Origin of the sequence: Pseudomonas sp. 25 R 14, assembly GCF_900004755.1 — a bacterium.
Taxonomy (GTDB): Bacteria; Pseudomonadota; Gammaproteobacteria; order Pseudomonadales; family Pseudomonadaceae; genus Aquipseudomonas; species Aquipseudomonas brenneri.
Map to the genome: position 1 here is coordinate 70147 of NZ_CVTS01000031.1, position 15191 is coordinate 85337.

At 57.3% G+C, this 15191-nt stretch carries 9 protein-coding genes and 3 pseudogenes; 9 read left to right on the forward strand and 3 right to left on the reverse strand.

What is annotated here, in order from left to right; translation table 11 throughout:
- The first annotated feature begins 4 nt into the window (after positions 1-4).
- The 5 genes from BFQ03_RS07505 (at position 5) to BFQ03_RS07525 (ending at position 8161) form a co-directional block, all read left to right on the forward strand.
- On the forward strand, positions 5-1594 hold the full coding sequence (locus tag BFQ03_RS07505) for a glycerol-3-phosphate dehydrogenase/oxidase (protein WP_065942781.1): 1590 nt from the start codon (positions 5-7) through the stop codon (positions 1592-1594).
- 10 nt (positions 1595-1604) lie between these two features.
- Positions 1605-3194: an FGGY-family carbohydrate kinase gene (locus BFQ03_RS07510; protein WP_050593406.1), complete on the forward strand. Its 1590-nt coding sequence runs from the start codon at positions 1605-1607 to the stop codon at positions 3192-3194.
- A 205-nt stretch (positions 3195-3399) separates the two neighbouring features.
- Positions 3400-4710, forward strand: a complete 1311-nt coding sequence (locus BFQ03_RS07515) for a phospholipase (RefSeq protein WP_065942782.1) — start codon at positions 3400-3402, stop codon at positions 4708-4710.
- Positions 4711-4848: 138 nt separating this feature from the next.
- Positions 4849-6753, forward strand: a complete 1905-nt coding sequence (locus BFQ03_RS07520; RefSeq protein WP_065942826.1) for a DUF1302 domain-containing protein — start codon at positions 4849-4851, stop codon at positions 6751-6753.
- Between the two features lie 34 nt (positions 6754-6787).
- Positions 6788-8161, forward strand: coding sequence for a DUF1329 domain-containing protein (locus tag BFQ03_RS07525; protein ID WP_065942783.1), 1374 nt, complete (start codon positions 6788-6790; stop codon positions 8159-8161).
- 626 nt (positions 8162-8787) lie between these two features.
- On the opposite strand, the gene BFQ03_RS07530 is transcribed toward BFQ03_RS07525, so the two are convergent.
- Positions 8788-9267 carry a hypothetical protein gene (locus tag BFQ03_RS07530; protein WP_065942784.1) on the reverse strand — a complete coding sequence of 160 codons (480 nt, stop codon included), beginning with the start codon at positions 9265-9267 and terminating at the stop codon, positions 8788-8790.
- Positions 9268-9531: 264 nt separating this feature from the next.
- Between BFQ03_RS07530 and BFQ03_RS28900 the strand changes: the two are divergent.
- Positions 9532-9723 (forward strand): annotated as a pseudogene (locus BFQ03_RS28900) (DUF4113 domain-containing protein); the annotation flags it as partial.
- 111 nt (positions 9724-9834) lie between these two features.
- Here BFQ03_RS28900 and BFQ03_RS29655 read toward each other — a convergent pair.
- Together BFQ03_RS29655 and BFQ03_RS28905 are read right to left on the reverse strand one after the other, a co-directional pair.
- The gene (locus BFQ03_RS29655; protein ID WP_139115654.1) at positions 9835-10383 is read right to left on the reverse strand and encodes a hypothetical protein; all 549 of its coding nucleotides are present in this window, start codon (positions 10381-10383) and stop codon (positions 9835-9837) included.
- Between the two features lie 74 nt (positions 10384-10457).
- The gene (locus tag BFQ03_RS28905; protein WP_175403883.1) at positions 10458-11849 is read right to left on the reverse strand and encodes a lipid II-degrading bacteriocin; all 1392 of its coding nucleotides are present in this window, start codon (positions 11847-11849) and stop codon (positions 10458-10460) included.
- 279 nt (positions 11850-12128) lie between these two features.
- On the opposite strand from BFQ03_RS28905, the pseudogene BFQ03_RS07540 reads away from it, so the two are divergent.
- The 3 genes and pseudogenes from BFQ03_RS07540 to BFQ03_RS07545 form a co-directional block, all read left to right on the forward strand.
- A pseudogene (locus BFQ03_RS07540) lies at positions 12129-12643 on the forward strand (DUF4113 domain-containing protein); the annotation flags it as partial.
- A gap of 157 nt (positions 12644-12800) precedes the next feature.
- A pseudogene (locus tag BFQ03_RS30550) lies at positions 12801-13262 on the forward strand (AAA family ATPase); the annotation flags it as partial.
- 195 nt (positions 13263-13457) lie between these two features.
- Positions 13458-15176 carry a ShlB/FhaC/HecB family hemolysin secretion/activation protein gene (locus BFQ03_RS07545; protein WP_139115655.1) on the forward strand — a complete coding sequence of 573 codons (1719 nt, stop codon included), beginning with the start codon at positions 13458-13460 and terminating at the stop codon, positions 15174-15176.
- Positions 15177-15191: the final 15 nt, after the last annotated feature.

The window sequence follows — 15191 nt, forward strand, 5'->3', positions numbered from 1 at the left end:
GCCCATGAGCAATGACTGGAATGCCCAATGGCGCGAAGCCGTGCTGCCGCAACTGGCGAATGAAACCTGGGACCTGATCGTGATCGGTGGCGGCATCAGTGGCGCCGGGATCCTGCGCGAGGCGGCCCGGCGCGGCTGGCGCTGCCTGCTGCTGGAGCAAAGGGACTTTGCCTGGGGCACTTCCAGCCGCTCGTCGAAAATGGTCCATGGTGGCCTGCGCTACATCGCCAAGGGCCAGTGGCGCCTGGCCCGTGATTCGGTGCGCGAGCGTCAACGCTTGATGGGCGAGGCACCGGGGTTGGTAGACCCCATGAGTTTCCTGATGCCGCACTATCGCGGCGGGTTCCCCGGGCCACGGGTATTCGGCGGTTTGCTGCGCTTGTATGACGCGCTGGCCGGTTGTCGCAGCCGCCAGTTCCATAAACCTGCACAACTGCGCTATCTGGCACCGGGCCTGAAGGAGCCAGGACTGCTGGGTGCCTCGCAGTTTCGCGATGCGCTGACCGACGATGCGCGGCTGGTCATGCGCGTGTTGGCCGAGGCCCGTGCCGATGGCGCCTGGGTGCTCAATGGCCTGCGGGTGCGCCAGGTGTTGCGCGACGGCGAGCGTGTGTGTGGGGTCGAGGTCGAGGACACTGAGGGCGGCGCGGTTATGCAAGTGCGCTGCGCGGTGCTGGCGGTGGCCACCGGAGCCTGGGCTGAGCGCCTGCAACCGGGCGGCGGGCAGCGCCAGTTGCGGCCCTTGCGTGGCAGTCACTTGTTGTTGCCGGGCTGGCGCTTGCCGGTGGCCCATGCCTTCAGTTTCATGCATCGGCGCGACGGCCGTCCGGTGTTTGTCTTTCCGTGGGAAGGGGCCACGGTGGTGGGCACCACCGACCTGGATCACCGCGAGGATCTGGACCTTGGTGCGAGCATCACCTGTGAGGAACTCGACTACTTGCTGGAGGCTTGCGCCCAGCCATTTCCCCAAGCCCAGGTGACGGCGGCGGACGTGCTGTGTACCTGGTCCGGGGTGCGCCCGGTGGTGGGCGCCGCCGACTCCCAGGCCAAGCCATCGAATGAAACCCGCGAGCACGTGCTGTGGCAGGAGCCCGGCTGCGTGACCCTGGCGGGAGGCAAGTTGACCACCTTCCGGCCCCAGGCCATCGAGGTGCTGCGGGCCTGTGCCGGGATGCTCGGCAAACCCCTGGAGGATGACGGCGCGCCGGTGTTCCAGGCCGTACCGTTGCAGGCGATCCCCGGGCTGAGCGACGCCGGCGTGCGGCGCCTGGCCGGGCGTCATGGCCGCGATCTGCCGCGCCTGGCCAGCTTGATACGCACCTTGGGCAGCGATTGCGTCGGGGCCAGCGATACCTTGTGGGCGGAGCTGGCGTTTGCCGCCGAGACCGAGATGGTTTTGCACCTGGACGACCTGTTGTTGCGGCGCACTCGCCTCGGCCTGCTATTGGCCGAAGGCGCGGCCCACTACCTGGCGGACATCCGCCGGCTGTGCCAGCCGCGCCTGGGCTGGGACGACGCGCGCTGGGAACAGGAACAGCAGCGTTACCTGCAACTTTGGCAACGTCATCACAGCGTACCCTGCGCCTCGATCTGAAGAGAGCTTCATGAAAAAAGAGAGCTTCGTGGATAACAACACCCCCGGCAAAGACTATGTGCTGGCGATCGACAATGGCACCCAGAGTGTCCGCGCGCTGTTGTTCGACCTGCAGGGCAACCTGCTGGGCAAAGGCAAGGTCGAGTTGCAGGCCTACTACTCCAGCCAGCCCGGCTGGGCCGAGCAGGACCCGGATTATTACTGGCGCAAACTGGGGGAAGCCTGCCAGCAGTTGTGGGCGCAGACCGGCATCGACCGCAGTCTGATCCGCGGCGTGTCCCTGACCACCCAGCGCGGCACGTTGATCAATGTCGATGCCCAGGGTCAGGCGTTGCGGCCGGCCATCCTTTGGCTCGACCAGCGCCAGTGCGAGCCGAAGGGCGGGATCAAGGGGCCCTGGGGCTGGCTGTTCAAGCTGATTGGCGCCCAGGCCACGGTGGACTACTTTCGCGCCCAGGCCGAGGCCAACTGGATCGCCCAGCATCAGCCGGATATCTGGGCGGCCACTGACAAGTTCCTGCTGCTCTCGGGGTTTCTCAGCCATCGCCTGACCGGCCGTTTTGTCGACTCGGTGGGCTGTTGCGTGGGCTACTTGCCCTTCGACTTCAAACACCTGCGCTGGGCCGCGCCCCGGGACTGGAAATGGCAGGCCCTGGCGGTGCGGGCGGAGCAACTGCCGAGCCTGTACAAACCGGGGGAAGAGCTGGGCCGCATTACCGCCGAGGCCAGCCGCCATACCGGGATCCCGGAGGGGTTGCCACTGATTGCCGCCGGCTCCGACAAGGCTTGCGAGGTGCTTGGTTCCGGCGTGGTGGAGGCAACGACCGCGTGTCTGTCCTATGGCACCACGGCGACCATTACCACTACTCGCTCGCGCTATCTGGAGATTGTCCCGCTGATCCCGCCTTACCCGGCGGCGATCCCTGATCACTACAACTGCGAAGTGATGATCTATCGCGGCTACTGGATGGTCAGTTGGTTCAAGAACGAGTTCGGCCTGCGGGAAATGCAGCAGGCCCGCGAGCAGGGCCTGGAACCGGAGCAGCTGTTTGATGCGCTGGTCAACGCGGTGCCGCCCGGGTCCATGGGCCTGACCCTGCAGCCCTACTGGTCGCCGGGTATCCGTGAACCCGGGGTGGAGGCCAAGGGGGCGATGATCGGCTTTGGCGATGTGCACACCCGGGCGCATATCTACCGGGCGATTCTTGAGGGCCTGGCCTATGCGCTGCGCCAGGGCAAGGAGCGTATCGAGCGCCGTTCGAAAACCCCGATCAAGCGCCTGCGCGTGGCCGGTGGCGGCTCCCAGAGCGACGCGGCGATGCAACTCACCGCGGATATCTTTGGCCTGCCCGCCGAGCGCCCCCATGTGTTCGAGGCGTCCGGGCTGGGGGCGGCGATTGCCTGTGCCGTGGGGCTTGGGCTGTACCCGGATTTTGATACGGCCATCGCCGCCATGACCCGCACCGCTGAAGTCTTCATGCCCCAGCCTGAGGCGCAACAGATGTACGACCGCTTGTACCGCGAGGTCTACCTGCACATGTATCGCCAGCTCAAGCCGCTGTACCAGAGCATCCGCGAGATCACCGGCTACCCGGCGTAGACCCCCTGTAGGAGCGAGCTTGCTCGCGAAGAACTTGATGCAAGCACGCGTTATCGTTGACGTCCTTCGCGAGCAAGCTCGCTCCTACAGGGGCATTAGACCCCGCTACGTGGCGCTATTGGAGAGTCTTTTTGGCAAGATCGGACAGTGTCGGGGCATACCCGGATTGTTAGGCTGAACGCATCTACAACAAGAGCGTAAAGCCATGAAGTTGCCGTCGTTGCTGCTGTGCCTGGGGCTGTGGAGTCTGTCGCCCGGGGTCGGCGCATGGTCCAATCACAGCGTGGGCAGCTACCTGGCCCTGCAAGACTTGCCGGCGTTGCACGAGGCGCCAAAGGTGCAGGTCGAGTCCCTTGAGCAGTTTCTTTCCCAGCAATACCCTGGCCTTGTGGCCCTGTTGGACGAGCAGGAAAACTTCGCCCGCAGCCACTTTCCCGATTACCCGCCGCGCCCCGACAACCTGCGCCTGACGCCGCAGCCCGGGGCCGATCTGCGTCGCGACTTCCTCATGGCCCTGCGGGTCAATCCACAGATCCATCTGGCCCAGGTGATCCAGCCCATGACCGGCGAAGACCTGGCGGGCCGCCGGCAACTCAAGGCCGCCGCCGTGATGGTCGAACAGACCCTCTCACCGTGGAATCGCCAGCGCTTTATCCAGTTGCAGCCAGGGCAGGAGGTCACGCCGCTGGCGGTGCTGGCGACGGCCGCCGACGAGCCGGACTACGGCCACGATATCAACTTGTTCAGCGACAACCCGGGTGACGTCGGCGCGTTGTATGGCTTCGGCGAGCAGTCGTTTGGCGACGCGCGTTTCCAGTACAGCTCCCAGGCGCCGTTCCATATGGGCTTCTTCCACGAGAGCGCGGTGGTGTATGCCGCAGCGCCGTTCCTGCTGCGCAACTGGCCGGATTGGCGGGCCTACCAGTACTTCGGCCTGGCGCGTTTTGCCTTCGCCAATGGCCATCCCTACTGGGGCTATCGCTTCCTGGGCTGGGGCATGCACTACCTGCAGGACCTGACCCAGCCCTATCACGCCACCACGCTGCCGGGTGACGACCTGACCAGCATGCTGCTGATGGAAGGCAAGGCCCTGGCCGGCTATGACAGCGACAAACAGGCGGCAATCGAACGTGTCGCCACACGCCACAACGAAGTGGAGCGCTACCAATTCGCCTGGCTACGTCACCTGCTGCTGACGGGGGCGAGCAACCCGATGCTGGCGGCCTACGCCGACACCACCCAGGACGCTGCTTACCCCGCCTATTCGGTGGACTACCTGCGCCAGGTGGTCAGCGCCGAGGCGGATGCCCAGGCGGTGGTGTTCGACGAGGCCATCGGCCAGTGGTTGGCCACGCCCGGGGCGACCCAGAGCTTCAGTGCCGGCAACCAGTTGCCCGCCGAACGCTACGACCATGCCCGGCTCAACGAGCAGTTGGTGCAGTTGTTGCGCCACTTCGGCGCCCACAGTCGCAACTACGTCCGGGCCGGCCTCGACCGCCCGGCGCCGGCGCAGTGAAACAACAGAACATCGCAGTGCAATAACAACAAGAAAGATTGCAGGGGAGAGACGGCAATGAGCACAACAGTGCGCGCGCAAGGCTCGGGATCCGAGGGTAAATGGTCCATCAAATCCACTGGGGCGGGTGTCGGCCTGATGGGCCTGCTGCAACTGTGCAGCGGTGGGAACGTGGAGGCCATGGAGTTCAGCCTGCTGGACAAGCAGGTCACCGGCTCGTTCGACAGTACCCTGTCTTATGGGCGCCTGTGGCGGGTCCAGGGGCGCGACAAGGGCAACGACGACGTCAACACCAACGATGGCAATCGCAACTTCGATACCGGACTGGTTTCCGAGGTGTACAAGATCACTTCGGAGCTGGAAGCCAACTACCAGAACTACGGATTGTTCGTGCGTGGCACGGCGTTCTATGACACCCAGATCATGGACAAGCGCAACGACTACTACCGCAACAACAGCCCGTCGCAACCCAGCCAGAGCCATCCCCAGGATGACCACTTCACCGACCAGACCCGGGATATTGCCGGCAGCCGCGTGGAGATACTCGACTCCTACGTCTATGGCAACTGGGACGTTGGCCAGATGCCCCTGACTGCCCGACTGGGGCGCCAGGTATTCAACTGGGGCGAGGGCATCTTCTATCGCGGCGGGGTCAACACCACCAACCCGGTGGACGCGGCCAAATACCGCCTGCCGGGCGCCGAGGTCAAGGAAGTGCTGATGCCGGTGGAAGCCATCAGCTTCAATATCGGCTTGAGCGACAACCTGTCGATGGAGAGTTTCTACCAGTGGAACTGGAAGGAGACACGCATCGATCCGGTCGGCACCTTCTACTCCCAGAGCGACCTGTTCGCCGATGGCGGCCGCACCGGCTACAACAACTTCACCGGCAGCGCCCTCGACACCCCGACGCCCATCGGCGGCAACGTCATCGGCCTGTACGATGCGCTGGGCAACAACCCGATGCTCGGAGGCATGCTGCGCAGCACCGGGCTCTACGCCAACGGTATGACCCCGGCCTACGGCAACACCCTCAAGGTGGCGTCGATCGGCAAGGACTACAACGCGCGCAACGATGGTCAGTTCGGCTTCGCCTTCCGTTATATCGCCGAGGAGCTCAACAGCACCGAGTTCGGCCTGTACCTGGTCAACTACCATGCCAAGGAGCCGACCATCGCCGCTGACCTGGCGGGCTATAAAGGCATCGACATGGCGGCACTGACCAGCATGCTGTCGTCGGTGGCCGGCAGCCAGGCGGCGGCCTTGGCCAATGGTTTGGCGACGGTGGATGTGATGGGCAACATCCAGGCCCACCGGCGTTATGCCGAAGACATCCGCATGTACGGCTTCAGTTTCAACACCACCCTGGGCAATGCCTCGGTGTTCGGCGAGCTGGCCTACCGGCCGAACCTGCCGATCGGCATCGCCGCCACCAACGACCTGATCGGCGACCTGGCCAATGGTGCCGGCGCAGCGGCGGGCGGGCAGTTCATCAATGTCGGCGGGCAGATGGTCAACCTCGACAGCCAGATCAACAACGCCGAGCGGGTCGAGGCTTTCAACACCTCGGTGGGCAGCATCTACAACTTCGGTCCGGGCCTGAGCTTCGACTCGTTGTTCGGGGTCTTCGAACTGGCTTCCGAGCACCTGCGCGGCAGCAGCCTGAAGTACCAGGCCTACGATGGCAGTACCCGTTACTACGCGGGTAGCGGCAACACGTCCTACGTCTCTGGTGGTGATCGTGATGATCAGGTGAACCGTGATTCCTACAGCTATACGGTGATGTTCAACGGTACCTGGAACGACGTGTACGCCGGGGTCAACCTGTCGCCTTACGTGGTCTACAAGGACGACTTCAAAGGCAACTCCTATCAGGCCGGCAACTATATCGAGGGGCGCAAGGCTTACACCCTGGGGCTCAAGGCCAACTACCAGAACAAGCTGGAAGCTGAGCTGCAATACACCGAGTTCTTTGGTGGCGGGCAGAACAACGTTATCCGCGACCGCGACAACATCGGTTTCAACCTCAAGTACTTCCTGTAAGCCGCTGTCCGCCCTGGTTCTTTGGAGATTTGCCATGTTTCAGACACATCGAATACTCACCGCCAGCCTGGCGCTGGCCCTCGGCCTGGCTGCTGGCAATGCGCTTGCTGCGCTCTCGCCCCAAGATGCGCAACAGCTCAAGTCCCAGCTCACACCCTTCGGCGCCGAGCGCGCGGGCAATGCCGCCGGCACCATCCCGACCTGGGAGGGCGGCATCACCCAGGCGCCCAAGGGTTATGAAAAGGGCAAGCACCACATCGACCCTTTTGCCGGCGACAAACCGCTGTTCACCATCACCAAGGCCAACCTGGAACAGTACAAGGCCAACCTGACGGCGGGCGAAATCGCCTTGTTCAACAGCTACCCCGACAGCTTCCAGATGCCCATCTACCCGAGCCGGCGCTCCGGCTCGGCGCCGCAGTGGGTGTATGACAACACCTTCAAGAACGCCACCAGCGCCAAGCTGCTGGACGGCGGCACCGGCTTCGCCGATGCTTTTGGCGGCGTGCCGTTCCCCATTCCGCAAAACGGCGTGGAAGCGCTGTGGAACCACATCACCCGCTATCGCGGCACCTATGTGGTCCGCCGCGCCTCGGAGGCGCCCGTGCAGCGTAATGGCAGCTTCGCCCTGGTCACGGCGCAGCAAGAAGGGCTGTTCAACTACTATCGCCAGGGCGGGCAATACGCCGACCTGAAAAACATCCTGTTCTACTACCTGACCTTCGTAAAAAGCCCGGCCCGCCTGGCCGGTGGCGCGACCCTGGTGCACGAGACCCTCGACCAGATCAAAGACGCCCGCCAAGCCTGGATCTACGACGCCGGCCAACGCCGCGTACGCCGCGCGCCGAACCTGGCCTACGACACACCGATCTCATCCTCCGATGGCCTGCGCACGGCGGACGACACCGACATGTTCAACGGCTCGCCGGATCGCTACGACTGGAAACTGCTGGGCAAGAAAGAAATCTACATCCCCTACAACAACTACAAAGTTGCCAGCGCCGACGTGAAATACGCCGACCTGCTCAAAGTCGGCCACCTCAACCCGCAATACACCCGCTACGAACTGCACCGCGTGTGGGTAGTCGAAGGCACCCTCAAACCAACGGCGCGGCACCTGTACTCCAAACGCGTGCTGTACCTCGATGAAGACAGCTGGGGCGCAGCGGTGGTCGATCAGTACGACGGCCGTGGCGAACTGTGGCGGGTGTCGATGGCCTACTTGAAAAACTTCTACGATTTGCCAACTACCTGGAGTGCATTGGACGTGTTCCATGACCTGCAGGCACGGCGGTATTACGTACAGAACCTGGATAATGAAGAGCCACAGACGGTGGATTTTGGTCAGGCGATTCCGGAGGATTCTTACTTTATGCCGGCGGGGTTGCGGTTGCGCGGGACTCGGTAGGGCTGTTGTTGTTACTTAGGTCGCGAGAGCTGTGCTTGAGGGTGCGGCTCTTGGTTTTTCGTTGGGAATAACTAAAGCCCTGGAATAGTTTGGTTAGCAGGGGGCTTTTAGATGGGATTAGGTTTTGGGGGCATTAAAAAGCCGGCTTGTGGGCGGCGTTCTTTGTTTTTTAGTAATTGAAAAATAAGGATTTAAATTTTTTAATCTTACTCATTCCCCCATTTGTCCCCCCAGTCAGTGGACTCGTGACGTTGAGAGGATGACAAGGTACAGAAAATTGAGGCATTCACTGCTGTCGCCAAGAGCAACCTTTAAAATTGGACGCCGACTCTTCGAGACGCCAGTGCCCAACGAGAGCGATACAGCTAATTAGTCAAAGCATGGACGGCTCTTCAATAGAGCTGTGCATGCTTTGGGCTAGATCACTCGCCAGTGTCGAGTAGATCCGATATGCGGGCAACATGAGTATCTATCCAGAACTAGTCCACGAGAACGGTTAAGGATATCAATATCGACTTTTTCAACACAATCGGCCGATTGCTGCCCGTCGTGAAGGGTGGGGCGAAGCTGTCGGTCGTTTGAAATTGAAATCGAAAGACACATCGATAGTTTCAATGACAGAACACTTATTCTAAGGATTGCTTGGAAAATGTGGCGTTGAGGGCTTCGGAGACCATTTCGCTCAGGAGCGGTTTGGAGCTTAACTCCATCGCCATACCGATCTTGTCTTGTTGCTCTCTGACTTTCGCCGCGTACTTTGATGATCTGCCTTCCGATGCGAGCGAAGACAACTCCTCATCAGAGAATGATTTTTCATATGCTTGCGCGATGTTTTCATTCCACCTGGATTGATACTTGGGCAATAGTGCGTCGATCTCTTTCGATACCGCTGAAGACGCATCTGCATGACCCAGCTTGCCGGCGAGAATTGTAAAGGTCACCGTCCGCTTCGCCACCGATAGTGCAATACCGGGAAGGTTTCGGCCGATTTGTGCCTGACTGACGAAAATTTTGGCGTCCCGATGAGAAGGCGTTTCAGCGGACACTCCACTTGAAAGTGCACAGAGCAACGTCAATGCGAGGGCGTTGGATATAAACCTTTTCATTACTCAGTACCATTTAATGATTGAAAATCAAAATCCGTGAGCCATGGTAAGCGGCTACTGGAAAGGGTGTCGAACCGTCTAAAACGGAGTGTCGGTGAGAGGGCGCTATTGGCCGATGCCGTTGAAAAAGTCGATTCTCCCGATAGCCGGCATACTGACCGCTGAAAGTCCATTTTTTGTACGCAGCTACGCGAAATTTGAGCCTGCAATCCACGGCTAAAAGTAAAGACTTCAATCTCAAACGCGTACTTTTCTGCGATTCAGTTCGCAGTTTCGCAACCGGCAGATGCATCCAGGGTTATGGGTGTCCTGGATCAGATTAACGGCCGTTGGGGACGGCGCACGTTGCGATCAGCCAGTGTGCCGGCGAACCCTAATTGGGCGATGCGAAGGGAGCTTATGAGTCAGAGCTACACCACCAGGCTTGACCAGTTGTGGCAGGTTCTCTGCGTCTGAATGCCTCAATATGCCATTATTTTTATTGCCGAAATCTATTAAAACTAAAAGCGACTTAACAATAGCGCTACGAGACACCTTATCAACCATAGCCAATGCACAAATTTCAAATTATTTTTTTGCGAAAAATAACAACTTAGGAATATAAAACAAAGAAAAATAAACAATCAGCGATATGAAATAATTAATAAATAACACCCCTGAGGAAAAAATAGAAAATGCTAATGGATTCGCGCCAAAAATTCGCCACTTTCTACTGTGAGCAGCAAGGTCGTGAGGGTTAAAGTAGCTGACTGAAACAATCATACAAATGAAAAAAACAAAAATAACCAAACAAAATAGATACTTTGCAATATTCATATTTTTGTATTGATTCGGATCAACAAGCATTGCCTTATAGACCCTGCAGAAGAAAATTATTGAAAAAACAGGCCCCAAAATAGCAACATAATTAGTAATGACAATTGAGCTAAATGGCAATCTTGATGACCAAAACCCAGTAACTCCTAGCAAGTGATCCTTTATGAAAATATCAATACTTGTGAATGGGTAGTTATCGGCTTGTGCAGGAAATAGAAAAGCCACAATAAAAATTGGAATCATGGTCAAAGCAATAAACACATATGGCATCGGTATTACTTGTTTAACTTCACGCTTCACAACTCCTCTCCCCTCGTTCTAGTTTCACCTTTAAACTCCGACCAAGCAAAGCTCAGTCGGAGTACAGCATCAGCTTAAAAAACCAACTGATTGATCTCGTCCGCAGTTTTATCATCAATGAAGGCAGAGGTAATTGCCATCATCAATGACACCGTAACAATTCCAGCAGTAGCGGTTGCAAAAACAGGGAATGTAAATGCAATACCGACAGCTAAAAGGGCTCCGATGCCTGCGCTGAGCGCCATCGCTTCCAACTCTAGCATGAGCGGTTTCCAATCGCCGGTTTGATATCCAGAAACTGCTTTCTCTCGAATCGCGTCCGCTTGTACAATCTTCCCAACGATACCAAATGATTTCCCAAGACGGGTAATGTTGTCTGCAAAGGTGGCCTTATCTAGGGCATTGAGAGCATTTACGACTGCTTGAGTGTCCTGAGCATTCAGCTTCATCTTTGGATTAGCTCTGACTTTTTCGAAGGTTTTCATCGCGTCAGCATAGCTTTTCACCTTCTTGCCTGAGATATTGGCTTGGAGATCAGTAGAAATTTTGCTCAGATTGGCTCCGTATTTCTTAAGAGCTGCTTCGTTTGCAGTTGCAACAAAACTCAAAGAGTCAGTATAGGCTTCAGCCTCAGCTTCAGTTAGTTTTTTATCAATAGAAACCGGTGTAACTCCCTTAACGACAATTTCAAAAGGAGTTGCTTTCATCACGCCTGCGACATTTTCAAGCTGCGCTGTAGCCTTATCTCCAATGGCATTTTTCAGGCCGCTTGGTGGAGCAGTATAAGTGATGTTCCCTGCCGAGATGTTACCATCAAATTTAAAGCTACCGTTCGGGCTTTTAGTAATGTTCCCCTCCGCGCTCAAAGATGTATTCTCTACCCAACTCGCTAATTGCCAGTCCTGAACAGCCGGAGTGAATGGGATATTTTCAACTTTAATTCTGGATACACCAATTGGAGCCGATGCTACGGCCTTGTCAAAAACTGGGCTACTCAGATGGGAAGAGTTTAAACCAAAGGCTCCAATAGAGGTTTCAGTGGCAGTACCTTTACCATACACAAAGTGTCCAAGTGCTGCGACGGGGGTTAATTTTCCACCAGTCAACCCAGGGGAGGTGGTTACTCCATCGGGGCGGAATCTGATAGTTGAGTTGTGAAGTGCCAACCCAACATTCAAACCAGGGTCAAAATACATATTACTATCCGCGAATGCGACTGATTGTAGGTCACGTGTAAATCCTGGCGCGACTGATTTGTCAATGTTTCCGCGTGTCCAACTATAGTTTTCGTCTGCGAGCTTAATAAGCATTTCTCGCCACAACCCCTTAAAATAATAGTTATTTCTCTGCTGCTGCTGCGCGCTAAAAATAATTGCTGGACTCTGTATGATTGGCCCACTACTTTGTACTGGGTCATACCCTGGACCGGCAGCTGTAATGACGAGAGCTGGGAGTTCTGTAGACATAATTGATATCCTTATCTTAAACGAAATGTTTATTTCTATCTGTATGTAGGGGAACTGCTGTATGCCTTGCTTATATTCACTGGCCATCTGGAGTTATGAGGTTAAGACCAAGGCGTTTACGAGGCATGAATGCACTGTATAAACAAACAGTATTATTCACAATCACATTTATGCATTTGCGCATAAATGCCGACGAACGGTAGAAACCTGGACGTACATTATTAGAAATTTACAATGGTCATTCCGCTGTGCCGCAACACGCTTGACCGAACGGTCCACATCAAGGAGTAGATGGCCACCTACAAGATACGGGTTTCTGGAAAACTCCGGGGTCAGAGCTCACTGTGCAAAAAACTACACATCAGCATCCGCACGGGAATGTTCAATCCCGAGGAAGCGAAGTATGCAAACGGTGTGGTGGTGGATCTGCCCTACCCCACCGACGACGTGAGATTACTCACGAAAGCCGCCGTCGAGGCGTTGGACCACGTATTCCGGCCAGGCTTTAAGTACAAGTTATGCTGCTGAACCTATGCCAACCAGGCGAATACACAGACGATCTATTCGCAGTATCACAGCCTGCAGATGCGTCCAGGGTAATGGGTGTCCTGGATCAGATTAACGGCCGTTGGGGACGGCGCACGTTGTGATCAGCCAGCGTGCCGGCGAACCCTGATTGGGCGATGCGAAGGGAGCTTATGAGTCAGAGCATCAACACTAGGCTCATGCGGCTGTGGTGTCTTGTCACGGAGCACGACGTGCTCAGGGGATCGGCAACCACCGGCGGAATCTAGCCGCGCCTTTGCTCGTCAAAGGACACCAAGCAAAGTCCCAAGGCACCGGCGGAAATTCCTCCGGTTCCCCCTCGACGGCCTGCATTGAACTGGGTGTGACCTTCCAGTCAAACACCCATTGAGTAGAATCGCGCCAGGCAAGTACCAAACCGCGCGCCTGCCGGTTATTCATATCGACACTATCCACTGGCAGCCAGGGTGGATCGAACGAAGCAGGGACGAGAAAACGCAGCTTTGTCTCGATGTCGAGGCCCGTGATTGCTGGATATTTGAAGGTGGCCATTCAGCCACTTGGGGCAACCGGATGGCCCGTGCAGATCTTTTAATCTGGATTGATCGTTCGACGACGCTTCGATTTTTACGCGTACTGCTCAGAACGCTGCTCCAGCGCGGCGAATCTCGGCCAGACTTGCCGTAGAACTGCCCCGAACTACTGGCGAATCTGCCGGAGTTTTTTAGATTCATGTGGTGGACGAGAAAATCATCGCGAGCAAAGATGCAGCAACTCATGGCAACGGCGTCATCAGCTTGCCGCGTGGTTCATCTGCGGTCCAATCGGGAGACAAGAGTTTTTCTTGCAAGTATTGGACACTCGACTGACCAGGCTCCGCGAGATTGATTGCATTTCGTTATCTGGAGATTTCCGCACCATTTTAGGAAAATTCCTACAGACATTTATGTTGTCAGTTACAAGAATTGGCCTCTTCTACGGCGACCACCTAACTCGTCATCGGCCCTAGGGGCGTATTCAGCCCGATCACCCGATCAATAGTTTGGCTAATCCAGCAAAAAAACACGCATGGATGGAATCGGCATGCTGGTATTTCACCTCGGAATGAGGTCTCTTTCTATTGTACTGCTGGGTTCGCTGGGTCTATTCAGCTCTGCCATGGCTGCTTCTATTTCTGCGCCTGGTGATCAGGACCTGATCCGCGATCGGCAAGATCGCCTCCTCGAAGAACAACAGCGGCGCCTTGAACAGCTCAAGGAGTTGCCCGGCAAAGAGGCCAGGCCCGAGGTACCGACAACCCCGGTGGACAGCCGTTGCTTCCCGATCCAGAGCATCGAGCTCGGAGGTGCCGAGGCCTTGTCCGAGGGCGAGCGCGCAGGGTTGATCCAGCCCTATTTCGGCCAATGTCTCGGTGTGCCGCAGCTCAACGAAGTGCTCAAGGTTATCACCGACCGTTATTTAGCCAAGGGCCTGGTCACCAGTCGTGCGTACTTGCCGCAGCAGGACCTTTCCAGCGGCAACCTCAAGATCCAGGTCGTCGAAGGCAAACTGGAAAGCCTGAAGGGCGCTGAAGGCAGTGGCATCACCGAGCGCCAATTGACCATGAGTTTTCCCGGCAAGCAGGGTGAACTGCTCAATCTGCGCGAAATCGAACAGATGGTCGATCAGTTGAATCGCTTGCCGTCGAACCAGGCGCAGATGGAGTTGGCGCCCGGCAAGGCCGTGGGCGGCAGTGATGTATTGGTCAAAAACACACCGCAAAAACCCTGGCGTGTCGGACTGTCACGGCATAACGGCGGTCAGCGCAGTACCGGTGAGCAGCAGTGGGGGGCCAGTCTTGAGTGGGATAACCCGTTCGGCCTGGCCGACCAGCTTTTGCTGCGTGGCGGCCACGATGGCGTCAGCGACCACCAGCAAACTTCACGCAACTCTATGCTCAGCTACAGTGTTCCGTTCGGTTGGTGGAACCTCTCGTACAGCTACATCGAAAGTGAGTACCGCTCCCAGGCCCATGCCAACAACTTCAAGTTCAAGCAGACCGGCGACAGCCAGAATCACCAGTTGCGCCTGGAGCGCGTCATCCATCGTGATGCCTTGAGCAAGACTTCCCTGAACACCGGCATCGCCTATCTGCGCACCAACAATTTTATTGAAGACAGCAAGCTCGCGTTGAGCAGCAATCGCCTCAGTGAAGCGCAAGTGGGTATCAACCATGGTCGGCGTATCGGCGGTTCATTCCTCAATATCGACCTTGGTATGCAAAACGGCATCGGCGCGTTCGATGCCCAGGCCAACCACGACCCGAAGCCCGGCCAGCCCGATGCGCGCTACCGCAAATACACCGCCACGGTGAGCTACCTGTACCCATTCAAACTCTGGGGCGAGTCCCTCAGTTTCAGCAGTTTGATGACCGGCCAGCGCAGTGAAGATGTGCTGTTCAGCTCGCAGCGCATGAGCCTGGGTGGGCAGTCGTCGGTTCGTGGCTATAAAGATCAAATGCTTGCCGGCGACAGCGGCGGTTACTGGCGCAATGACTTGCGCTGGAGCCGCCCGGTGACCTGGGCCTGGATGCGGCCGGTGTTCAGCGAATACGGCACCAGCCTCGGCTACGACCAGGGTGTGATCAGCCGTAACCGCTACAACGGCGAGCAGCACGGGCGCATGAGCAGCAACTCAGTGGAGTTGTTTGCGCGCGGCAAGAACGTCGCGGCCAGTGTGACCTTTGCACACTCTTTGGAACGACCGGACGCGATCACAGACCGTGAAGCACCGATCTATTTCCGTCTGGATTTTTCCCTTTAAATTTTTGACCGCCTT